This is a genomic window from Anaerophaga thermohalophila DSM 12881 (assembly GCF_000191885.1).
Lineage (GTDB): Bacteria > Bacteroidota > Bacteroidia > Bacteroidales > Marinilabiliaceae > Anaerophaga > Anaerophaga thermohalophila.
On the sequence record NZ_AEWI01000004.1, the window covers coordinates 43,578 to 69,034 of the forward strand.

At 41.0% G+C, this 25,457-nt stretch carries 14 protein-coding genes; 12 read left to right on the top strand and 2 right to left on the bottom strand.

Translation table 11 applies throughout. The annotated features are described in order from the left end of the window. Positions 1-77: 77 nt before the first annotated feature. Entirely contained in the window at positions 78-1,841 is a 1,764-nt protein-coding gene (locus ATH1_RS0101975) for a class I mannose-6-phosphate isomerase (protein WP_010416870.1), read from the top strand. Between the two features lie 315 nt (positions 1,842-2,156). Continuing rightward, positions 2,157-2,237: a glycoside hydrolase family 2 TIM barrel-domain containing protein gene (locus tag ATH1_RS20310; protein WP_245531684.1), complete on the top strand. Its 81-nt coding sequence runs from the start codon at positions 2,157-2,159 to the stop codon at positions 2,235-2,237. Positions 2,238-2,704: 467 nt separating this feature from the next. Here the strand turns inward: ATH1_RS20310 and ATH1_RS0101980 are convergent, their stop codons facing one another. Together ATH1_RS0101980 and ATH1_RS0101985 are read right to left on the bottom strand one after the other, a co-directional pair. Next, positions 2,705-3,850, bottom strand: a complete 1,146-nt coding sequence (locus tag ATH1_RS0101980; RefSeq protein WP_010416875.1) for an MFS transporter — start codon at positions 3,848-3,850, stop codon at positions 2,705-2,707. A 218-nt stretch (positions 3,851-4,068) separates the two neighbouring features. After that, entirely contained in the window at positions 4,069-8,136 is a 4,068-nt protein-coding gene (locus tag ATH1_RS0101985) for a two-component regulator propeller domain-containing protein (protein WP_010416879.1), read from the bottom strand. A 491-nt stretch (positions 8,137-8,627) separates the two neighbouring features. On the opposite strand from ATH1_RS0101985, the gene ATH1_RS18795 reads away from it, so the two are divergent. From ATH1_RS18795 to ATH1_RS0102040, 10 genes are all read left to right on the top strand, one after another. Continuing rightward, the gene (locus ATH1_RS18795) at positions 8,628-10,907 is read left to right on the top strand and encodes a SusC/RagA family TonB-linked outer membrane protein (RefSeq protein WP_010416884.1); all 2,280 of its coding nucleotides are present in this window, start codon (positions 8,628-8,630) and stop codon (positions 10,905-10,907) included. Between the two features lie 163 nt (positions 10,908-11,070). Next, positions 11,071-12,675: an IS1634 family transposase gene (locus ATH1_RS0101995; RefSeq protein WP_010416888.1), complete on the top strand. Its 1,605-nt coding sequence runs from the start codon at positions 11,071-11,073 to the stop codon at positions 12,673-12,675. A gap of 153 nt (positions 12,676-12,828) precedes the next feature. Further along, on the top strand, positions 12,829-13,476 hold the full coding sequence (locus ATH1_RS0102000) for a SusC/RagA family TonB-linked outer membrane protein (protein ID WP_010416891.1): 648 nt from the start codon (positions 12,829-12,831) through the stop codon (positions 13,474-13,476). 52 nt (positions 13,477-13,528) lie between these two features. Next, positions 13,529-15,100, top strand: coding sequence for a RagB/SusD family nutrient uptake outer membrane protein (locus ATH1_RS0102005; protein ID WP_010416894.1), 1,572 nt, complete (start codon positions 13,529-13,531; stop codon positions 15,098-15,100). A 97-nt stretch (positions 15,101-15,197) separates the two neighbouring features. Next, on the top strand, positions 15,198-16,181 hold the full coding sequence (locus ATH1_RS0102010) for a glycoside hydrolase family 43 protein (protein WP_010416896.1): 984 nt from the start codon (positions 15,198-15,200) through the stop codon (positions 16,179-16,181). A 2-nt stretch (positions 16,182-16,183) separates the two neighbouring features. Continuing rightward, entirely contained in the window at positions 16,184-17,935 is a 1,752-nt protein-coding gene (locus tag ATH1_RS0102015; protein ID WP_010416899.1) for an exo-alpha-sialidase, read from the top strand. Positions 17,936-18,048: 113 nt separating this feature from the next. Further along, the gene (locus tag ATH1_RS0102025) at positions 18,049-20,094 is read left to right on the top strand and encodes a hypothetical protein (RefSeq protein WP_010416903.1); all 2,046 of its coding nucleotides are present in this window, start codon (positions 18,049-18,051) and stop codon (positions 20,092-20,094) included. Positions 20,095-20,195: 101 nt separating this feature from the next. After that, positions 20,196-21,218 carry a family 43 glycosylhydrolase gene (locus tag ATH1_RS0102030; protein WP_010416905.1) on the top strand — a complete coding sequence of 341 codons (1,023 nt, stop codon included), beginning with the start codon at positions 20,196-20,198 and terminating at the stop codon, positions 21,216-21,218. Positions 21,219-21,505: 287 nt separating this feature from the next. Next, positions 21,506-23,320, top strand: coding sequence for a glycoside hydrolase family 2 protein (locus ATH1_RS0102035; protein ID WP_029163914.1), 1,815 nt, complete (start codon positions 21,506-21,508; stop codon positions 23,318-23,320). A gap of 426 nt (positions 23,321-23,746) precedes the next feature. Continuing rightward, positions 23,747-25,354, top strand: a complete 1,608-nt coding sequence (locus ATH1_RS0102040) for a DUF6377 domain-containing protein (protein ID WP_010416910.1) — start codon at positions 23,747-23,749, stop codon at positions 25,352-25,354. Positions 25,355-25,457: the final 103 nt, after the last annotated feature.

The following is a 25,457-nucleotide window of genomic DNA, read 5'->3' on the forward strand; positions in this document are numbered from 1 at the left end:
CCTGACAAATGCTTGAAATAGAGGCAGGAACTAAACCCAACAGATGGGTACAGAATTAATAAAGATAAAAGAAGGAAATGAATAGATACAGAGAAACACAACAATACCTTTTGCCAAAGAACAAACCCATTACAGAAGCGGGGAAATATGATATTTACCCCTCTTTTGAGCTCGAACCGGGTTTGATTACACATGGAATGGAAGCACTTGCCCGTTATTTATCATCCTATAAAACTGTCATCATAGATGGTTTTGAAGGGGTATTTTATCGTGATCTCGGAGATGCTTTGAAATGTGAATTCAGCCGCCTGGGTATTCAATCTTCTTTTCATTTTGTTTGGGATGCCCAAAAAAAGGAAGAATCCATTGAAGAGATGGTGGCCCCGTTTACGGGAGGTGATGACCGCGTTTTCGGAACGCGAACAAATCTTTCGCTTAGCGATTTTTTCGAAGCGGATAAGCTGAATGCTTTAAAACCCGTTGCATTTGAAGGGATCAATGTGATCATGGGGCCTGGTGCTTCGCTTGTCAGCCAGGATGGTTTCCTGGTTTATGTTGATCTGCCCAAAAATGAGCTCCAATTCAGATCTCGTGCCGGGTGTGTAACCAATCTTGGGATGAATATTCCCCGTGATCCCAAAAGTATGTACAAACAGTTCTATTTTGTAGACTGGGTGGTACTCAACAAGCATAAAAAACAGCTTTTGCCATCAGTTGGCCTGTTTGTGGATGCACAGGATCCTGCCACACCTGCTTTTATAGAAGGAGAACAAGTAAGAAAAGCGCTGCGGGAAATGGGACGGAATTTGTTCCGCGTCCGCCCGTGGTTCGAACCTGGTGTCTGGGGTGGAAAATGGATCAAAAAGCATATAGATGGACTGAACAAAGATGTTGTCAATTACGCGTGGTCGTTTGAATTGATTACACCGGAAAACGGGCTTTTGTTTGAAAGCAGCGGCAAACTGATGGAATTGTCATTTGATTTCCTGATGGGCCATTCCTATGAGGATGTGCTGGGGATGCATGCATCTCAGTATGGAACCGAATTTCCTATCCGGTTCGATTTTCTTGATACCTTCTATGGGGGAAACCTTTCCATCCAGTGTCATCCCAGGCCTGAATACATCAAAAAACACTTCGGCGAGAATTTCACCCAGGAAGAGACCTATTATTTTCTGGATGTTGCAGATGATGCCAAATGTTACCTCGGTTTTCAGGCCGATATTGAGCCCCGGAAATTTGAAGAAGACCTGAAACGTAGTGTCCGCGAAAAACAGTCCATCGACATTACCCGGCATGTGCAGGTTTTAAATTCTCATAAGCATGACCTGTTTCTGATCCCGCCGGGAACCATTCACGGCTCCGGGATTGATAACCTGGTACTGGAAATCAGTACAACTCCGTATATTTTTACTTTTAAAATGTACGACTGGATGCGTCTTGATATGGATGGGAAACCCCGCCCTTTGAATATTGACCGGGGGATGGAAAACCTGTACTTCGATCGAAAAGGTGATTATGTGAAGGAAAAACTGATATCAAAACCTCAATTGCTGGAAGAAGGCGCCGATTGGCAACTTTTTCACCTCCCCACGCATGAAAAGCATTCCTATGATGTTCACCGTTACCACTTTTATAGCAGTGTAGATGTTGAGACCCGGAACAGGTGTCATGTTTTGTCACTGGTGGAGGGCAAATCCATTCTTGTGGAAACCCGCGGGGGGATGAAAAAACGTTTCAATTATGCCGAGACTTTTGTTGTGCCGGCCGCGGCAGGAGCCTACCGTATCATTAACGAAGGGGAGAACAAGGCTATGGTTGTTAAAGCTTTTATGAAGTAAGGGCAGAAAGAAGTTGATCAGGCAGAAAGAAGAGGAAATTTGTGGTCAGACAGTAGCCGGAAGTTCTTCGATTTCAGGCAGTGCGAAGTCTCTGACTTCGACATTTTTAACTTGTAGTCTCAGACTACTTTTCATTATTTGTCGTGGATATAAATTTTAAAAATCACGATGTTGATGTTCTCTGCTTTTTCATTCATCCTCTCTAAAAATACCAAAATATGAACATAATAAGAATACTCCAAATCCTGATTTTGACCGGAGCCATAATGTTTTCTTGATTTTTATCTGATTTTCCCCGACTGGCACGAACAGGATATGAGAGCCTTTATACGGCGCGACAGGAATCATCCTTCTGTGATACTTTGGAGCATGGGGAATGAAGTTGGTGAACAATAGTTTCCGTCGCACGAACGACAGGTATTCAGTGGCCTGGCCCTGGTTATTGTACGTGGATTGGATGATTCGCAAGAGCCTGTACAGTTAAAAGCGGAAGGAACAGGGTTGAAAAGTGCAGTTATTGAGCTGAGAAATATTGAGTAATAAACAGGTCTTTTTCAATATTATCCGACAGGAGTGGCGGACGACAACTTACCGAATTCCGTTCCCCTCGCAGGAGTGGATTTGCATTCTACTCCGAAGGGGGAACTTAAAAATTGTACGACGCCTTCGGCGTCGATATTTTTTATGTCAATAAGCTATAAACATAGGAGCCTTTCAGGCTCCGTTTGGAGGATATAAAACTTTTATATTAAGACTTTCCGATTTAGCGTCTTTTCGAGGTATAAATGACCCCCGAAGGGATCGTATTCATAATATTGATTGTGGTCTAAAAAACATGCTTTTCAGACCGGGCTCATAATTCTTTACAGTTTAATCATAAACAACGAAATCACGAACATACAAACTGCCACGATGGCTCCTCCGATAAAGGCAAAGCTGGTGCCACCAAGCATATAAAAAAAACCGATGGTAACCGGGCCGAGTGTCTGGCCGGTGCGAAGAATCATCCCGTTGATGGACATAAAACCTGCACGGACATTGTTAGGGGCAAAGGTAACCAATACATTCGGAACACTTGGTACCATTATGCCATGGGCTATACCGAAACATATAATGGGAAGAACGAGTTGCCATGCCTGAGAGACAAAAGCAAGGCCGAGCATAGATACACCATAAAGCACAAATCCGAGTTTGAATATCTGGAGTGGTTTCATGTGCCTGTGCATTCGCCCCAACTGGGAGGATACAGTGGCGGTTACGATCGAAAAGGCAGACATTGTAAGCCCGATTTGCCATGCTTCTGCCTGAAATCGTTCTTTGAGTAATTGCGGGAAATAGGTAAGGTATGAACCATATAAAATAACAAACATGAGGATATTCACCAGGAAAAGTCCCCATACGGTCTTTTTATTAATATAGCTCCATACTTCTTTGATATAATCGGTAAAAGAAACTTTTTTGGTGGGTTCGGGATTTTTCAGAAAAAGCAGCAACATTATTGCCGTTGGTATAGCCAATAGGGGCAGCAAAAAGGGATATTGCCATCCGGCCATGGCCAAAACGCCGCCAATGCCCGGATACAGGGCAGTGCCAATGCTTAAAACACTCGCGTTGTATCCCATAACAGCTGCCCGGCGTTCGCCGGAGAACAAATCGCCAATCAGCGTTAAATTCAACGAGCTAAGTGGCGCGGCGCCCACTCCCTGAAAAAAACGTAAAACCAGCAGTACTTCCCAGTCGCGGGTAAAAAAGCATGCAATTCCTGAGGCACCGAATAACAGCAGTGAGGGTAAAAGTATTTTCTTGCGGCCCCATTTATCGGCCAAAAGACCGGCAAAAGGGGCTAAAAAAATACCGGGAAACGTGAATACCGTTATCAGCAAAGCTACCTGGGTGGGGGTAATATTAAAGCGTTCTACTATTTGGGGTAATGCCGGTGTGATACTGGCTACTCCCATGACCGAAGTAAGGGTAATTAAAAATATGACTGTAATATTCTTTCTATCCATCGTTTTTGAGAATTTTCGGGCAAAGATAGGAAATTAATAGGTTATTGGATTTTGAGATACGACAGGTAAGATTTCATGTGAGTGGTATGATCCTGAGAAATGTGTTTTTTAACCTGATCATTTAGAAACACACCGCAGCACCTGGTAATCTATTGGTTTATATTTTCACCCGTATAAAATTTAATTATTAAGGTCGGATGGAACTCGCATGCAAGAACTTATACATGTTCTTTTGTGACAAATCTTGTCATGCTCGTTTCTTTCTGAAACTCGCTGGGTAATTTCCCAAATTGTTTATGGAAGCATTTAGAAAAATAAGAAGCATTATTAAACCCGACGAGATAACATATCTCATTAATCCGGTATTCGCCCTCGATGATCAGGCGGGCGGCTTTTTTTAGTTTATACACGCGGATGTAATCATTCGGGGTCATCCCTGAAATTCCTTTTATTTTACGTTGAAGATTAGAACGGCTCATCGACATGGCATTGGCCAAATGATTAATTGAATAATCGGGGTTGGTCATATTGTGCTCTATCTCATCGTTAAGTTCATTTAAAAATTCTTCATCCTTTTTGTTGTTTGCAATGGTGCCGTAAGGAACAAAAGGAGAGTTGGCAAATTTTTCGAGCAGTCGTTCGCGGTTGCGGATGAGGCTGTGGAGCTGTGCCTTCAGGTAATCTACTGAAAAAGGTTTCTCGATATAACTGTCTGCCCCTACATCCAGCCCCTGTATTTTGGTTTCAACGTTGGTCCGGGCCGAAAGGAGAATGATAGGCAGATGACTGTATTGCTTGTTTTCACGTGTTTTCTGAACCAGCTCAAGACCGTCAACTTCAGGCATTACAACATCACTGATAATAATATCTACACTTTTGTCCTCAAGAAGTCTCAAGGCGTCCTTACCGTTAGAGGCTTTGTGAACACTGTATTCCACCTTCAGGTTTCGTTCGAGAAAATTGCATAGGTCTTCATTGTCTTCTACGATCAGTAAGTTGGGTTTTCCGTTGGAATTTGAGAGAGGTGAATCCGACTCTCCGGTTATTTTTTCCGTTACAGACTTTGAGTCGGATTTAACGGTCATTTTGCTTTTGCTCAGGTTGGTGCTTATCCTGACCACAAAGACAGCCCCCTGGTGATGCGGGTCGTTTTTCAGAAAGATCGTTCCTTCGTGTTTTTCGGCCAGTTGCCTGGAAAACGCCAGCCCGATGCCGGTTCCGTATTTTTTATCGTCTTTGTTTGTTCCTTCTATCTGGAAAAATGGATCAAATATCCGATTCCGGTATTTTTCTTCAACTCCGGGACCATCATCTGTTACAGAAATCTCTATGAAATTATCCTTTTTTCTGAGGTCTATGACTATTTTTTTATGAGCAAATTTCAGGGCATTGATCATTAAATTACTGATGATCTTTGTTAGTGCTTCGCGGTCGGCATTAAAGGTAAGTGACTCTTCGGGCATGTTTGTCTGAAGCGTAATCTTTTTCTGAGAGGCTGCGGCTTTAAACCTGTAGCAAACATCTGTTATCAGTGTATTAAAATTAACCGGTTCGAAGTTTGGTGTATAACTGTTTTCTTCAATTTTACGAAAATCGAGTAATTGATTGACCAGGTTGAGCAGTCGCTCGGCATTTTTATCGATGATCTTGATGTTTTCTTTTACTTCCGGTTGGAAAGGTCCTGCTGTTTTGATGCAATCGAGGGGAGCTTTAATAAGACTGATGGGGGTACGAATTTCATGAGCGATGTTGGTAAAAAAATTAATTTTTGACAGGTATATCTCTTTTTCTTTCTTCACTCTGAATTCTTCAAGTTTCTTTTCATGTTTTGTATGCGAGATTTTCAGGTAAACTCTTGCGATGGACAAGACCATGACGATGAATAGAACAAAATACAAAGCATAGGCATAATTGGTTTTCCATAGGGGCGGAAGAATTTCAATGACCAGAGCGTCTCCTTCATTATTCCAGAGGCCATCGTTATTGGAGCCTTTTACTCTGAAAACGTATTTACCCGGAGCTAAGTTGATGTATGACACCTGGTTTTGATTACCGGTAGTTATCCAGTTGTTGTTGAGATTTTCCAGAATATATGCATTCCGGTTTTTTGAACGGGCCTGAAAACTGAGATTGACAAAACTGATCCGGAATGAAGCCTGATTGTGTTTCAAAGTGATCTGTTTGGTGGTGTGCAGCGTCCTATTATACGAGGAGTCTTCTTTTGATGAGGCCGGTTTATCAAGTAGTTCAAATTTTGTGATAAATACGGGAGGAACATATTTGTTCTTCTTGAGTTCGTTTGGATAAAAAGCATTGAAACCGTTGATTCCACCAAAATAGAATTTACCGTTGCTTGCCTTATAAGTTGAGCGGTAATTGAATTGATTGCTTTGCAGACCATCTTCCTGTGTATAGGTTTTAATGTCGAGAGTAGCAGGATTTATTCTTGAAATACCTTTATTTGTGCTTACCCATATGTTACCATGGTTATCATCTACCACGCCGTAGGCTACATTGTTGGGCAATCCTTTGCTTTGATCGACAGTCAGAAAATCATCCGTATCATAGTTGTATTTACAAATTCCTCTACCTTCGCTCGAAAACCAGAGCCTGTGCTGCTCGTCCTGGTAAACATCGGTAATCTTATTAAAGCAAAGGGAGGTTTTGTCTTTAATATCGTGCCTGTAATTTATCCACTTTTCAGTATCACGATCTCTCTTAAATACGCCTTCTCCATAGCAGGCAACCCAGAAGTTTCCCAGGTGATCTTCTGTCATGTCATAAACAAATCCCGTAATTTCAGGGATACGGGTAAAATTGTCTTTATCCGGATTATACCGGCTCAATCCGAATGGCGTTCCCACAAAAAGAGTCCCTGCTTTAGACTGATACAGTGAGAAGATGCAATTGTCGTTGATGGTGTTCGTGTCGTTTTCGTTGTATTGGTAGTTCTTAAATTTGCCGGTATTCAAATCCATTAAATCAAGTCCCCTTGAAAATGTTCCTATCCAAAGCCGGTTATTGTCCAGCACCAAAGCATGTATATTGTGATAGCTGATGCTGTTTTTATCATCATCGGGAAGATAGGATGTGAATTTTTTTGTTTTGGTATTAAAATAGTTCAGTCCTCCATCCTCGGTGGCTATCCATAAATTACCAGCCGGGTCTTCGCAAAACTGACTGACAGCTTTGCCTGACAACGAATTCTTGTGTTGTTTGGGATAATAGTGTTCAATTATTTTGCTATTGGTAGAGATATAATGCACTCCACCAAAATAGGTTCCAATCCATATACCTTCCTCCCGGTCTTTGTATATGGAGTAAACGTTCTGGTCTCTCAGGCTGTAAGGATCGCCCGGGTCATCCACTCTGCTGTATTCAAGTGTCTGTTTATTGAAGAGGTAAAGCCCGTCATCCGAACCTACAAGCAGTTCATTTTTCTGATATTCGAAAATAGCTCTGATATGGGTGATGTAAGTTTCGTCATCTTTCCCAAAGTAATTTGTAAACTCATTGGTTGTCCGGTTAAATCTCACTAGTCCTCCTGCCCAAGTCCCAAGCCATAATTCACCGTCCGAGTCTTCCGATATAGCCAGTATCTCGGGGTCTTCGATCGGACTCTTCTCATCACGCGATCCATATGTAACAAAGGTGTTTGTTTCTTTATTGTAAGCACTTAACCCATTGCGTGTGCCTATCCACATGGTGCCGGCATTATCGCGGTAAATTCTCCAGACAAGATTTGACCCGATGGTAGGACCCCTGTTCCCCTGGGTATATTGAACCAATTCGTTGGTGGACTTGGTATAACAAAAAACACCCTGGGTCATTGTTCCAATCCATATTTTGTCCTGGTTTTCTGCTTTAATGGATGTTACTGCGGAGGTGACAGAAACTCCGTCTTTTGTCTGATAGTTGAATTTCTGGAAGGCTTCGGTGACAGGGTCCAAAATATAAAGCTGTTGATCGGTGCCTACCCATATTTTATTGTCTTCATCCTGGAATAAGGTGCGCACAAAATTATTTCCTATAGATTGCGGGTTTCCGGGTTCATGCTTGAAGATTTTGAACTCATTTCCGTCAAAGCGGTTTAAACCATCTTTTGTACCAAACCACATAAAACCCCGATTATCTTGCAATATCGTTTGCACGGTATTTTCCGAAAGGCCGTTGTTAACCTGGTAGTTCTTGAATTTGAAGTTATAGGCGGTAATTGTCATTCCGTTTATAAGTAAAAGGAAAAGACATATACTTCCTGCTTTTTTCCAGTCGACTTTATAGCGCATTGTTCTGAGTCTTGTTAGTGTCTGTCCATAAAGTACCACTTGCTTCGTTACGCTTGACGCCAAAATCCTCATTTACGATGAGTAAACTCCGGTTTTGGCGGCTTCGCAAGCCTTGCAATTGGCACTTTCTGAACAGACACACATATTGTGAAAATTTTTGCGAGTTTATAGACGAACACTTGTTAGTAAATGCCAGTCTGATTTATTCAAAAGTTTCGTTGTAGATAATTTATGAATAGATCAGGTTAAATAAAAGAATTCTTTCTATTCTCCAATACAACAATCTGGTCGGGTTATGCAACAATTTAGGCACCGGTTGCTTCAAATGAAAAAAAATATCAGAATTGGTCAGAAGTTGTTATTTTTTGCCTAAAAAGTTGCATTAAAATGTTAACAAATGTTGTTTGTTTGTGATGTGGTTACTACCCCGATGAGAAAAAGTAAAGATCACAAAATTTGGTCATTAATTTTATTATTAAATCAATTTTACTATGAAAAGAATCTTGTTTTTGATGTTAATGTTATTACCGGTGTGCCTGTTTGCTCAGACAAACACACTAACCGGTAAGGTTGTAGATGCTTCCGGCGCACCCATTCCGGGGGTAAACATTATTGTACAGGACACTCAGAAAGGAACCATCACAGATACTGATGGAAACTTTTCGATTGAAGTAAATGAAGGTCAAACCCTTGTATTCTCTTTTATTGGAATGGAGCAACAAGAAATTGTTTATACCGGTCAGTCTTCTTTAGATGTTACAATGTATGAGAGTTTGCGATCGCTGGATGAGGTAGTTGTTATTGGATACCAGACTGTGAAGAAAGCAGACCTGACAGGTGCTGTTTCGGTTTTTAAGCCCGAGCAGATGAAAAATACAGTTGTAACCGGAAGTGTTGGCGATGTTTTGGGAACAGTTCCGGGTGTTTTTAGCCGGACTGAGGGCAAGCCTGGCGCTGAAGGCTGGATTGAAATCCGTGGTACCAAATCTTTTGGTTCGAGTAAACCCCTTTATGTTATCGATGGAATTGCTGTTGAGGGAGGTGCCAACAGAGATTTTAATTTTAACGATATTGAGTCGGTTCAGGTTCTTAAGGATGCTTCTGCAGCAGCAATTTACGGATCGCGTGCAGCAAACGGGGTGATTATCATAACCACCAGGAGCGGTCAGGAAGGCCCGATGAAGATTGATGTTTCGGCCAAAAAAAGTTTTCAGTGGTTGCCTCGTTACGATTTAACGAACCGTGAAGAGTGGATAGAATTGAACGACCTGGCTTTCGAAAACGGTGGATACGAACCTGCCAACCATTTTGATGCCAATACCGATTGGCAGGATGTTGCCTTTAAAACCGGTCATGTTGATGACTATAATGTATCTTTTTCAGGTGGTGCAGAGACAGGCACATACTATGTTTCTTCCAATTACCAAAGCAATTCCGGAACCACTGTCGGAACAGAAAGCGAAAGGATTACTTTCAGGGTAAATACTTCCGCTTACAGGGATTTTGGAGAAAATGTGAGATTACGTATCGGAGAAAACGTGATCATCAGTAATTATCAGATTGATGAGCTGGATACCAATCCTATAATTGATGTTTGGCGGATGTTACCAACAATACCGGTGTACAACGAAGACAATCCCGGCGGATACGGGTATGGCGACGGTTCAAGAGATGTTACTTTTGGTACAAATCCCTTAGCCAAAGAAGACCTTACAGTTACTGAGAATAAAAATTTAAGAGTTCGCGGTAACATTTTTACCGAACTTGAATTATTTGGCAATCTCAAATACAAGTTCAATTTTGGTTTCGAAACAAGCTCGGATGAGCACAAATATTTAAGAAAGGAAGGCAACTGGACCTTTAATCAGCCATGGGACCCTTCCTCACTGAACAAGAATAAAGCCAGGTTCAATTCGCTGGTATACGATAATACTCTTGAATACAGCAATACTTTCGGAAATCATGCCATTGGTGCAGTCGCCGGAACCAGCTTTATGGATATTTCTTATGAGCAGTTGTGGGGAACTAAAAATGAGTTGTTGCGCCTTAGCGATGGTACCTATTTCGAGCAGCTGAATGCTGCACAGAAAGATCCGAAAACAGGAGGATACAAAGACATGGAAAGATTATTTTCTGTGTTTGGACGGTTTAATTACACCTTTGATGACAGGTATCTGCTTAGTGGAACGATTCGTCGTGATGCATCATCAAAGTTCGGACCTGATTATCGTGACGGTGTTTTTCCCTCTATTGCAGGAGCCTGGAGAATCAGTAACGAAGGCTTTTTTGATGTTGACTGGATCGATGATATGAAGCTACGGGCGAATTATGGTGTTCTGGGAAGTTCCAATATTGGCCCCTGGGATTGGGTTGCCTTCATCAATTCTTTTCCCCAGGCGATCTTTGGAACCGATCAACACATCGAGAACGGTCAAACTCAGGTAAAACTGGTTAACGAGGATTTAAAATGGGAGGAACTCCACGAGTTCAATATAGGTGTTGATGCAACTATGCTGAATAACAGGCTGGAGTTGTCTGCTGAGTATTATAAATCAGAGACACAGGACGTTCTGACAGGAATGCAGATACTGATGTCGACCGGTAATAATGGGGGTAATCCCAATGTAAACGCTGCAACATTAAAGAATACCGGATTCGAATTTTCTGCTACCTGGCGCGAAACTAAAGGTGACTGGCGATATTCGGTCAACACAAACATTTCTACAGTGAAAAACGAGATTTTGGAACTTGGATCGGAACTTCCTGTCTAATTTTATCGGCAAATCACAGCACTCCCACTGCCAGGCTAAGTTTAAGAGTTTTTTTTGCTCAAATATGTGTGGCTAAGAAAGAATTAATACAAAAATTCTATAAAACATTTGCATATAATTTTTTAAATTATTATATTTGTGGCTAAGACATAAATTTAGCTATATGTTTATTCAAAGAACATACCGTAAGACAAAAAATAAGGTTTACCAATCAGTTGTTCTGATGGAAAATTATAGGGAGGGTGAAAAAGTTAAACATAGAAGCATTACCTCTTTAACAAAATGGCCAGAACATCTTGTAAATGATTTGGAAAAATTAATTAAAGGTAAAGCTATTACGGCAATAGAGGACTTGAATCTTTCTAATGGCAAATCATTCGGTGCAATTGAAGTAATCAAACAAGTGGCCAACCGACTGGGAATATATCAGGCCTTAGGCAGTTCTAAACAAGCAAAACTGGCAATGGTGCAAATTGCAGGGCGTATAATTACGCAACAGTCAAGGAATTACATTGCCAACGAATGGGTGATTAATCAGGATATTGAGAATGTTTACAATGTGTCCAGTTTCAATGAAGATAGCTTATACGATAACCTGGATTGGTTAAGCGCTAATCAGGAAAAAATAGAAAAGAAAATTTTCAGACACCGTTATCAAACAGAAAAAATAAAGAATATATTTTTATACGATGTAACTTCATCCTATTTGGAGGGGACAAAAAACGAACTGGCCACATACGGATATAATAGGGACAAGAAAAAAGGCAAGATGCAAATAGTTGTAGGGCTGATGCTCGACAGCTATGGATACCCAATTACCATAGAGGTATTCAAAGGGAATACCGGTGACACAAAAACAGTTTCGTCACAACTTAAAAAACTCAAAGAAGTATTTGGTGTAGAGCGAGTTATTTTTGTTGGGGATAAAGGAATGATAAAATCAAGCCAGATTGATGAAATCATATCAAACCAGTATAAATGGGATTATCTCACAACAATTACCAAAGAGCAGATTAAATCATTAATAAATAAAGGGGTATTGCAGCTATCTTTATTTGAAGACGAATTGGTAGAAGTAGCTGGCGAAAATAATGTGAGGTACATATTGCGGAAAAACAAGTATAGGGCAATAGAATTAAAACGAAATAGAGAAGACCGAATTAAAAGGTTGATGGATTTTGTGACTAATAAAAACAAATACTTAAAAGAACATCCAAAAGCACAAATTAATGTTGCGCAAAGAGATATAAACAATGAGCTGGTAAAATTAAAACTAAAAAACATCGTCACGGTAGATGTGAACGAAAGAGGGTTCTCTATATCTATAGATGAGGAAGCAAAAGAAAAACAAGGGGAGTTAGATGGCTGTTATGTGGTTAAAACGGGAGTCCCAAAAGAAGAACTAAACACAAAAGAGGCCCATGATAGATACAAAGATTTAGGATTGGTTGAATTTGCATTTAGGACCATGAAGACCACAATTGAAGAGCTTAGACCAATATTTGTAAGAAAAGAGGATAGGACAAAGGGCCACGTATTTGTTGTGATGCTGGCGTATATGATAACCAAATATATTTCAGATAAAATAGCCAGTTTAAACTATACCCGAAAATTTGCTATTGAAAGCCTTGATAAAATACAATATATAGAATATGATTTTAAAGGAACCAAAATAAAAGTACGCCCACATAACTTATCGAATCATCAAAAAGAAATATTGGATGCACTGGATATAAAACTAAATGTAGCTAAGAAGGAATCAGCCTGATAATATGGCGCATCCCTTGACAGAAAAGGGGTTTAAGGGATATTTATTTTCTTTAAGATAGGAAGTTCCGTTGGATATGGCCGCGAATATTTTACCCAATGGAATACTCAATCGCATGTTGGAGAGCCTATTGGTGAGTGGTACCTGATAAAGATGGACGGAATATTTCGTTCAATGGACGAGGTACTGGCACATACCCATGAAGGAAACCTGATTCAACCCAATGCACAGCCCGGAGATATCCGATTTGAAGATTACAACAATGATGGGATGATTACCGACGCAGACCGTCAGCATGTTGGCAGCCCGTGGCCCGACCTTCACCTCAGTATTAATGGTACTGTAGCCTGGAAAGGATTAGACTTTCAGTTGCAAATGGCCGGCGCTTTCGGGCATGAAGTATTTAACGGACCGCGCAGTGGAATGGACAGATTCGATGACAATTCCAATTACAGGGCCGACTATGATCCATGGACACCCGACAATGTTGAGGCGGAGGATCCCAGACCAATCTATCAGGATGGCCGTAATGCCATAGGCAACCAGTCACGCTGGATAGAAGATGGCTCCTACCTTCGAGTGAAACAGATGGCCCTGGGCTATACTTTTCCTGAAAATATCCTGGGCAATTCGGTTGAAAACCTCCGGTTGTTTGTTAATGCCCAGAATCTGATCACTTTTACTAAATACACCGGGTTAGACCCGGAATTCCGGAACGATAACATTTGGGAAAGAGGGCACGATTATGGTGCTTTCCCTAATCCAAAATCAGTGACAATCGGTGCTCAGTTAACATTTTAGGTGTTCAATATTGGATAGATTTTGAGCTGTTAAAAAATAAATTATTAGAGATATGAAAAAGTTATTGATATATATTTTTTCCATTGGTTTGCTTCTCTCGTCCTGCGAGGATGCTGTTGATGTAAGCAATCCGAATAATATTGAGGTGAGAAACTTCTGGCAAAACGAGGCCGATGCCGAAAGTGGTGTTAATGCCATCTATAATATGTTTTACAAGCCGGGAACTTACTCGCGTTGGATATGGTTCCGTTTTGACCTTGCCTCCGACGAAGGTTTTAGTTCCAGCCCCTGGATTGAACTGGCAGACTGGACCCGTTTTATCTACAACAATTACAATTTTTGGGAAGGCAATGGCTGGACTTATCGCGATTGTTACGAAGCCATCTTCCGTGCCAATCAGGTGTTGCATTACGTTCCTGATATAGAATTTGAAGACCAGCAAAAGAAAGACCGGCTGCTCGGACAGGCTTATTTCCTCAGAGCGCTCTACTACTACAACCTGGCCATTCTCTGGGGTAGTGAAAACAACAGTTTGTCGATTGTATCGGAGCCATCTAAACCGGGTGATTCTCCTGAAGGACATCCTGTATCTGATGTTTGGGCACAGGCAGAGAATGATCTTGAGAACGCTATTGCTATGTTACCTCCACAATGGGACGATAGCAATGTTGGACGGGCAACGAAAGGTGCAGCCTATGCTTTGAGGGCCAAATGCCGGATGCAACAGCACAAGTGGGACGAAGCACTCCAGGACCTGGAATGGCTTGTAGACGGTGAAGGCGCTCAATATTATGACCTGGTCGCTAATTTTAAAGATAACTTCACTCATTATAATGAGAATAACGTTGAATCCGTTTTCGAAATTCAGTATTCCGATGTTCATAAGGCACCGGCCGGTGATGGAGATTTTGATATTGATCCCAACCTTGGTCTGAACCGGGGACAGTTTTTTGCACCTCCCGGAATCGGGTGGACAGATGGCGAAGTGCGTCCATGGATTGTTGACGAATTCAGAAGTGAACTAAATCTTGATGGAGGATATGATATCCGTTTGAGGGAAAGTGTTTTCTATGAACAGATGGCGGATGATTTCCCCGGGAATGACAGGATTTATCGTTTTGGCATGGAAGTGTGGAACCAGGATAATTACCAGGGACGTGTTTTTGTAAGGAAATACGGAACCGATTACTATCGTGATTTTGATGATTATCACAGTCCTGTTAATGTGCGGTTAATTCGTTATGCGGATGTGCTTCTGATGTATGCCGAATGCATTGCCAACCTTCCTGCCGGAAACCTTGACGATGCAGTGGCAATGGTTGACAGAGTGAGGGCCCGGGCCAATATGCCAAATCTTGAAGTAAATTATCCCGAAGCTACCCAGAATAATGAAGCTTTTCTGGAGCGTTTGCAAATTGAGCGTTCGCTTGAGTTATGTCTCGAAGGACACCGCTGGGCCGACTTAAGGCGTTGGGGATTAATGGAAAATCAGGATGGTGTTAATGAACTGGCTCAAAGGGATCCCGATTTCAACAACTTTGTAGTGGGAAGACACCACTGTCTCCCAATTCCTTCAAGTGAAGTTAATAACAATGAGAATCTTGAACAGAATCCCAATTATTAAGGAATTTATAAAGGATTAAAGGTCCTTTGAATAATTTTTAACGGATGCGGTGGGAGATGGTATGCCTGCCGCATCCGAAAATTTTAAACTTTGAATAATGACAAGAAAAGCAATACTATTTCTACTTGTTTTATTGGGAAGTGCTTTATTTTATGCTTGTTCTGATCGAAAAAGTGATTCTTCTGACAATTCTGGTGACGCTGCTACAAAAGTTCCTTTAGGTGACCCGTTCATTATGTACCATGAAGGTGTTTATTATGCTTATGGGACCTTTTCGGAAGATGGCATTATCGTATTTACTTCAACCGATCTGAAGAACTGGGAAGTGCCAGATGGATTGACCAATGGTTTGGCGCTTCATAAATCTGATGTGTGGGGTGATCGTTGGTTTTGGGCGCCTGAAGTTTATCATGTTGACGGGACTTTCTATATGTATTTTTCTGCTGATGAACATATTTGTGCAGCTACCAGTGACAACCCGCTGGGGCCGTTTAAACAGGCAGAGAAAAAGCCGATGATAACTGACGAGAAATGCATCGACAATTCTCTTTTTGTTGATGAAAACGGGACCCCATGGCTTTATTTCGACAGGTTTAATGATGGTTTGAATATTTGGGTGGCCGAACTGACCGAAAATCTTCTTGAAATAAAACCGGAAACCATGAAACCATGCATTCATGTTTCTCAGGAATGGGAGAAGATATGGCCACGGGTGAATGAAGGTGCTTATGTTATCAGACACGATGGACTTTATTACATGACTTATTCGGCCAACAGTTATGAGAGTCAGTTCTATGGCGTTGGCTTTGCTACTGCTGAAAGTCCGGCAGGCCCATGGGTGAAATATGAAGAAAATCCCATATTGCAAAAGCCCGGCAACCTGGTTGGGGTTGGACACAGTGCAATGTTCAGAGACAAAGACGGTGTTCTCAGAATCGTTTTCCACGCGCATAATAGCGATGAGAGCATTCATCCTCGTCACATGTATATCAGTACAGTGAGCTTTAAGGAACGCAATGACGATCCGGATGTGATGGTTGTTGATGAGAATTATATGGTTCCCCAACTGAAAACGGATTAATTATGATTTCTGAATTAAGATTGTTCTCTTTTTGTGTGCTTTTGTGCCTGTTTTCTTCATCTTGTAAGGGGCAGAATCAGGAAAATAGTATTACAGATTTCGAGCGAAAGACAGATGATCCGCTTGACGGCATTCGTATAGCATGGGACTATAGTTCACTGAAGCGCCTGGCGCCACGTGACGGGAGGCAGCTTTCATGGGCCGGATATCCAAGAGTAAAACGATTGAATAACGGCATGTTGGTGGCCGTTTATGAGACCAATGGCAATGTGGAAATCATCAGCAGTGAGGACAACGGTCTTACCTGGAGTGATCCGTCCATACTTTTTGAAAAACACATCCGTTCATCTGTTACAATAAGCAAAGCCAACGGTGAGTTGATTCAACTGTCAAACGGTGATCTTGTGGCCGGATGCAATTACCGCCCTTCGAATGATGGTATTGCACCATTTGCAATAGCAGTGAAGCGGAGTTCAGATTTGGGGAAAACCTGGTCGGAATCGCAGGTAATTTATGAAGCCGGTAAAGATTTCAGAAATGGATGCTGGGAACCGGCCTTTTTGCAACTCCCATCCGGTGAAATGCAGGTTTATTTTGCCAATGAAGCTCCTTATACGCAGTCTGATGAACAGGAAATATCCATGTTAAGCTCTTCGGATGAAGGAAATACCTGGAGCGGAGAGGCTGTCACTGTTAGTTTTAGAAAAAACCATCGCGATGGTATGCCTGTTCCGGTTATTGGAGGGGACGAAATACTGGTGGCGATAGAGGATAATGCATCAGGGCAGTTTAAACCCTGGATTGTAAGGACACCTCTTGATAAACCCTGGATTAAGCCGGTTGACGGAGATTCTCCAAATCGTGAAGCGGCTCATCATGAGGAACTGCCCGATCAGGTTTATGCCGGGGCGCCTTATCTGGTAAGACTTCCTTCCGGAGAATTGCTCCTGTCTTATCAGACCACCCGTGGCAGAACCGATAATTGGGAACTTTCTACTATGGAAGTTGCAATTGGAGATTCTGAGGGGCGCAATTTCTCAAGGATTACGCAACCATTCGATGTCCCGTTGGATCGCGAAGCCAAATGGAATTCCATTTCGCTTTGGGATGAAAATACCGTTGTCGCTGCTTCCACTACCAGCTTTAGAAATCCTGCCTGTGAGGTGTGGACCATCCTGGGACATATCGTAAAAGAGCCGGTCGCTCCGGTCAGTCCGGTGTCTGTTGACGGCCGCATGAATGAAAACGAATGGAAAGAAAGATTTCCGCTTTTTATAGGGCATAAGGGGATGGTCAATGCCCGGGCCGATATTGCCCGGGATGACGACTTCTTGTATTTCGCTGCAAAAGTTAATTATGAAAGTTCTGAAGCGATTCCCGGAACAACCGACGACGATGGTGTTACTATTTATGTAGATGCAGGAAACTACAACCTCACGTGTCCCGATTCCGGTCTTTTCAGAGTTTTCTGTAATCGCAATGAAGAATTTCGCTTTCACGAGGGGAGAAAAGGCGAATGGATTCATGAAGAGGCTGAAGGAATAAAATTGTCAACACAGGATTTGGAAAACAAAGGATACCGGTTGGAACTTGCCATACCTTTTTCTGCACTGAATTACCGGGAAGGAAATGACATCCGAATAAATGTAAAACTCAGTTACCGGGATAAAGATGGCAGCATAACCGAAGAGAATATTGTTCATGCTGTTGATGATGCTTCAAATACCTGGTGCAGGGTGAAAATGAAACCATGAAAATCTTTATCTCCCGAAGAGAGCATAACAATTAATGGCTGGCGATAATGCAGGTGGCAAATATCTGGTTGGGTTAAAAAAATTAAATGATTTGAATTTGATAGATAAGGTTTATGAGAAATATTAAATATTGGAGTTGCAGGTTTTTGTTTGGACTGGGATTCGTGACATTGTTTGCAGGAAGTGTTTTTTCACAAACAAATGAAGAAATGCGGGCCGAAATTATGTTGAAAACGCCCGGAAATCCGGCGAAAAGCTATATCCTGAGGATTGGAAACACGGATAAAGACAATAACTTCCGTTACTTACCGGATAAGGACATTCCGCTGGAAATAACAGGAAAAACAAAGACCCTCGGGAATTCTGTATATTATAGGATAACATTGACTGCCCGTGAAGATGTATTCTTTAATTTTAAACAAAGTGTGGCTGCCGGCCAGGCTGAACATGAAAATTGTAAGTTCCTGATGCCGGGGTTTTGGTATCGTCACAATCTTCGTTCGCCGGAAGAAGCACCGTCATTTCACACAAGTGACAGCTGGCTGGTAAGAGAAGACCGTTTGAGTTCACCCCTTACCGGTATTTTTGATGAAAGTACCGGCCGTTATTATACGGTTTTGAGGAACGATGATATAGATACAGTATCATATACAGCTATTCATCACGGTGAAGTTATACTCTCGGGCGAAAGTGATTTAGGCTTTACCGGTTTTGAAAATATTCATGACAAAGCCTGGATGTCGTTCGGATTTCCTCACCGCGAGATTCCTAAAACTTACATTCGCAAGCTGACACTTGCTCCGCCGGTTGTTGCATTTGCCGGGCTAAAAAAAGGAGAAACCAAAATCCTGAATTGGATTGTAAACAGCGGCCATGCCTCCGGCTTCTCTGATTTTGTGGCTCAGGTATGGAACTATTCGTTCAGCCATTTCAAACCGATGCCGGTTGAACTGGATTATTCGGTTAAAACGGTGAAAGAGACACTGGCAAACTTTTTTATCGAAAGTTATGTGGAGACCGAAGACCTCAATTACTTTTCCGGTATCCATTTACGTACGGATGATTGCTCAGATATGGGAGGTGCTGAGGTTGGCTTTATAGGCAGGGTACTACTGAATGCTTTTTTTGCACTTGAATATGCCCATGAAACAGATAATCCCGGGCTTAAGCAGATTGCAGAAAACGTTTTGAAAAGTTATCTGGAAAAAGGATTTACAGATTCGGGGTTTTTCAGAGAATCTATCAACTATCATACTGATGAAGAACCTGATGTGTATAGTATCCGCCGGCAATCTGAGGGGGTTTATGCAATTCTTAAGTATCTGGATTTTGAGAGGAAGCAAGGGAGGAAGCATCTCGGATGGGAAAAACGAATCAGAAAGTTATTGGATAATTTTCTAAGACTTCAGAACGCGGATGGCAGTTTCCCGCGTAAGTTTAAAAATGATTTTGAACTGGTGGACGCAACGGGAGGAAGTACTCCTTCGGCAACAGTGCCTTTGGTTATGGCTTCAAAATACTTCAATGATAAGGAATACCTGGAAAGTGCAGAAAAATCGGGAGAATATCTTGAAAACGAGTTGATTTCCAGGTCCGATTATTTTTCTTCCACACTTGACGCCAATTGTGAGGATAAAGAGGCCTCTCTTTATGCATCAACGGCTATGTATTATCTGGCTCTGGCTTCAAAAGGGAGGAAGCACGATCATTATGTTGCGCTTGCCAAAGAGGCTTCCTTTTTTGCCCTTTCGTGGTATTACATGTGGGATGTTCCTTTTGCCCGTGGACAGATGTTAGGTGATATTGGTCTGAAAACCCGCGGATGGGGGAATGTCTCGGTTGAGAATAATCATATTGATGTATTCATCTTTGAGTTTGCCGATGTGTTGAACTACCTTGCGAAGGAGACATCTGAACCGGCATTCAGTGAATTTGCTAAAGTTATTAATACTTCAATGCTGCAACTGTTGCCTTACCCAGGTCACATGTGTGGCATAGCCCGTACCGGATATTATCCCGAAGTGGTTCAGCACACCAACTGGGATTACGGGAAAAACGGGAAAGGTTTTTATAATGACATTTTTGCACCCGGATGGACTGTTGCATCCCTTTGGGAAATGCTTACACCAGGTGCGGCAGAACGGTTTATGCTTGATTGATTTTAGATTTAAGAACTTTCAAGCATAACCAAACAGATTACCAGGTGTTTGCCAAAGTTTAGCGAAGTATTGAGTTATGACCTGAAATAAAATTTATACCAATGAAGAAAATATTTCTGTTACTTACAATAGTAACCGTTGCTTATGCAGGGTATTCCTGTAATAACAACGACAAAGACGATACAGAAAAAACAAATGATGATTCAAAGACAGGCGGATACAGCAATCCGGTGGTCAGTTACAGCCTTCCCGATCCTTCTATAATCAGGGATTCGGAGGGAACTTTCTATTTGTATGCCACCGAAGATATTCGCAACATGCCCGTCCACAAATCCACCAATCTGGTAGACTGGGAATATGTCGGGACGGCCTTTACTGAAGAAGGACGGCCGGACTTTGAGCCAGACGGTGGATTGTGGGCTCCCGATATAAATTTTATTAACGGGAAATATGTTCTTTACTATTCCATGTCGGTTTGGGGTGGAGAATGGACTTGTGGCATAGGCGTTGCTACAAGCGAAACGCCTGAGGGGCCGTTTACCGACCTTGGCAAGCTTTTTCGGAGTAATGAAATTGATGTTCAGAATTCAATTGATCCTTTTTATATCGAAGAAGACGGGGAAAAATATCTGTTTTGGGGAAGCTTCAGAGGTATTTATGCCATAGAATTGAGCGATGACGGATTGACCCTGAAACCCGGAGCCGAAAAGCAACAAATTGCCGGTACTGCCTATGAGGGGACTTATATCCACAAAAAGGATGACTATTATTATATGTTTGCATCTGTTGGGACATGTTGTGAGGGAGTTAACAGTACGTATACCACAGTGGTGGGACGTTCTGATAATTTGTTCGGTCCATATCTCGATAAAGAGGGAAACAGTATGATGAACAATTATCATGAAGTATTAATTCGTGGCAATAATCGTTTTGTGGGAACGGGGCACAATTCCGAAATTGTTACCGATGATGCCGGAAACGACTGGGTTTTGTATCATGCCGTGGACGTGAAGAATCCCGATGGCCGGGTATTGATGCTCGACCGGATAAGATGGAATAACGGCTGGCCTGAAATTTTAAACGATACACCAGGTATTAGTAATCTTGAGAGACCCAGGTGGTAATTGAATTTTAAATGTTAAATAAGTGAGTGTGGCCAAAAAAGTATCTTTTTTGCTAAACTCATTGTTGTTTTAAATTTTTGAAACAAGGATGACAAGGTTTGTTACAAAAGAACATGTATAAACTCAATCATGCGGGTTCCATCCGACCAATAACTTAGATTTATTTTATACTGATGAATCTACATTAGCAATGAGTTAAGTGCGTAGCAAAATTTAAAACACTTTGATTTTGACAAAAATATGTCTTTTTATACCACACTCATAAGTTATTACAAAACATAAAAGATATGTCAAAAACAGGTGTCTTGTTAGTAAGCATGTTTATGGTGTTAGGGCTCGGTACATCAGCACAATGGGAACCGGCAGGTGATAAAATAAAAACCCGCTGGGCAGAAGAAATTAATCCGGATAATGTTCTTCCGGAATATCCACGTCCAATAATGGAACGTTCGGAATGGAAAAATCTGAATGGTTTGTGGAAATATGCCATAGTACCACGAAAAGATGGTGAGCCTTTCGGCTATGATGGGGATATACTGGTGCCTTTTGCGGTAGAATCAAGCCTGAGTGGCGTTCAGAAGAGAGTTGGTGAGGAGAATGTCATTTGGTATAAACGCTCTTTCGATGTTCCTGCATCATGGAAAAAGGAAAAACTGTTGCTCCACTTTGGTGCAGTTGATTGGAGAACAGATGTCTGGGTTAATGATATTAAAGTTGGAAGTCATGAAGGAGGTTATACACCATTTTATTTTGATATTGCTCCATTTTTGAATGATAGGGGGGCTCAGGAGATAAAAGTTAAGGTATGGGATCCGACAGACCGGGGGCCACAACCTCGCGGAAAACAGGTCGCTAATCCGGAGGGAATCTGGTATACGCCTGTTAGTGGTATTTGGCAAACCGTCTGGCTGGAGCCGGTTTCTAAGAAATATATTGCCAATTTACGTACCACTCCTGATATTGATAAAAACAAAGTATTGGTTGATACAGAAGTATGCGGGGAAAGCTATGGCGATGTTATTCAGGTGGTAGTTAAGGATAAGGGGCAGGTTATTGCAAAAAGAAGTGCTTCTGTAACAGAAGTTTTAGAGGTCGATATTGAATCTCCAAAACTTTGGACCCCTGACAACCCGTATTTATACGATATGGAAGTTTTATTGCTCCGTGACGGAGAAGTAATTGACAAGGTTGAAAGTTATTTTGCCATGCGTAAGGTGTCAATGGGACGCGATAAAAATGGAATTATTCGGTTGAAATTGAATAATGAGAATATTTTTCATTTTGGTACCCTTGACCAGGGCTGGTGGCCTGATGGATTATATACAGCACCCACTGATGAGGCTTTAAAATATGATATAGAAAAGATTAAAGATTTGGGCTACAATATGATTCGGAAACATGTAAAGGTGGAGCCGGCACGTTGGTATACGCACTGTGACAGATTAGGAATATTGGTTTGGCAGGATATGCCTAATGGAGATGCTGGTCCCGTTTGGCAAAGAACAACCTATTTTGATGGCATGGAATTTCAAAGAACTGCCCGGTCAGAGGACATTTACAGAAAAGAATGGAAAGATATTATGGATTATTTATATTCCTATCCAAGCATTGCTGTATGGATTCCCTTTAATGAAGGGTGGGGACAGTTCAAAACCAAAGAAATTGCAGAATGGACGAAAGAATATGATTCGTCTCGCCTTGTGAATCCAGCCAGCGGTGGGAATCATTATCCGGTTGGGGATATTTTGGATATCCATAATTATCCCGAGCCGAAATTGTATCTCTATGATGCCATGAGAGCTACAGTGCTTGGTGAATATGGGGGAATAGGGTTGGCATTGAAAAATCACCTCTGGGCTCCGGACCGGAACTGGGGCTATGTTCAGTTCAAATCTTCAGAGGCGGTTACCGATGAGTACGTACGTTTTGCAGAAGAACTGAAGAAACTGGTGAAGGCCGGTTTTTCGGCCGCCGTTTATACACAGACCACTGATGTAGAGATGGAAGTCAATGGTCTGATGACCTACGACCGGAAGGTTGTTAAGGTAGATGAAGATCGCATAAGGGCAATTAACAAGGAGGTGATTGATGTAGTTGAATGAAGATCATTAAGGTTAAACGTTAACTTACCCCGGATGCATTAGACGCATTCGGGGTTTTTTATGAATTGAGCATGTTCTATTTTTCAGATGTAAAAAAGACAAAAAAATAATTTATTTTTGCAAAGTATCGTGGTTCTTGTATTGCATATTGCAAAGAACAATAATTGGTTATACCAGTTTTGTTGACACATTTATAAGCAATAGTTTGTTAATATTTTGCAAATTCCTTGAAATCAATTGTTTTATTTGTGAATGCATATTTTCAGTTTTTTAGGTTTTATCTTACATCTAAAAATCTAACGATATAGGTTAGGAAGTCATGATACCAAAAATAGATTGAGAAATATAAAAGTCTTTTTTGCAAGGATATATTGACAACTTACAATATCATATAAACGAAGCGAATATTTTTGAAACAATTATCAAATGAAGTTCTTTTTTCTTTTCTTTCTCTTATCATTACAGAGTATAATCACTTCGGCAACAGTGAATGACAGCTTGTTGAATGAATTGGACAGATATCTGGATGAACGTGAGTTTTATATTCAAAAAAAGAATGAAAAGATTGATTTATTTAAAGATAAGTTACATTTTCATTCATCCCAAAACGATTTACGAGAAGAGTTCTTCTTGACAATGGACCTGGTAAATGAATATCAATCATTTATTTTTGATTCTGCTTATTATTTTGTCAGAAGGTCGAAGGAAATCGCAAGACAATTAAATGAACCCAATTTGATTGTCGAAGCCAGGATAAAGGAAGGGTTTGTCCTTATTTCTGGTGGTTTGTTCAAGGAAGCTATAGATAGTCTGGAACATATACCTGTACGCAATTGCCCGGATACATTAAAAAGAAAGTATTATCCTGTAGTAGCCCGGGCTTATTATGATCTTGCCGACTATGATGATGAAGAATTATTTACCGATGTTTATCTGGAAATAGGAAATAAATATCTGGATACTGCTTTGGTATATGCCGCTGAAAATACTAATGTTTACTGGTCTGCTGAGAGTTTGAGGCGAATGAAGAAATACGATTGGCGCGGAGCAAAATTCGCATTTGAATACTGGATGAGAAACTTTGATGTGCCACCTGCTTATTATGGAATTGCAACTTCCAGTCTCGGATATATTTACCAGGTAACCGGATATAGAGAAAAAGCTATTGAATACCTGGCGCGGGCTGCAATTGCAGATATTAAGAATGCAACAAAAGAAACCGTAGCCCTTAGAAATCTTGCTAACATTCTTTTCGAAGAAGGACAAAAAATAAGAGCCTACAGATACATAATTGCCGCCCTCGACGATGCAACCTTTCATAATGCCCGGCATCGGAAAATTGAAATAGCGAGCATCCTCCCTATAATTGAAGGTGAAAGACTGGCACAGACCGAAAAACAGAAGGAAAAGCTTATTATTTTTCTGATCGTCCTTGTATTTTTAATGCTCTTAGTAATTGCTTCTCTGGCAATCATTTATTATCAGCTTAAAAAATTGTACAAAATCCGAAAAATCTTGCAAAACACTGTTGCGGATTTGAGCAAATTGAATGCTAAACTTGTCGAAGCTAATAAAATTAAAGAGGAGTATATCGGATACTTTTTTAGTATTAATTCGGAATATGTTGAAAAACTTGATGCCTTTCACAAAAGTATTCATCGTAAAATTGTTGCCCGGCGATATGAAGATATTGTCTCAGTCCTTAAAACTTTTAATGTAAAGGAAGAGCGAAGGTCGCTTTTCAGACGATTTGATGAAATCTTCCTTAAACTTTTTCCTGATTTTATTGACGAGTTTAAAAAGCTGGTTTCTTGTGACGAAGAAGAAATATTTACTCCAAAGAAAAATGAGTTTCTGAGTCCGGAAATGAGAATATTTGCATTAATTCGTCTTGGTATTACCGATAATGAAAAGATAGCTCATTTTTTAGATTTAACAGTAAATACCATTTATACTTATAAAACAAAAGTAAAGAGCCGATCTCCTTTCAAGGATGAATTTGAGAACAGGATAATGGAGATTCAGGCCGTTTAAAGCGTTTATGTTGTCTGTAAAAGAATATTAAAAAGTATTTCATTTATCTAAATTCTTTCTCAATTTTTGTACAATTTCCATTGTTTTTTCCTTCTGATATTTA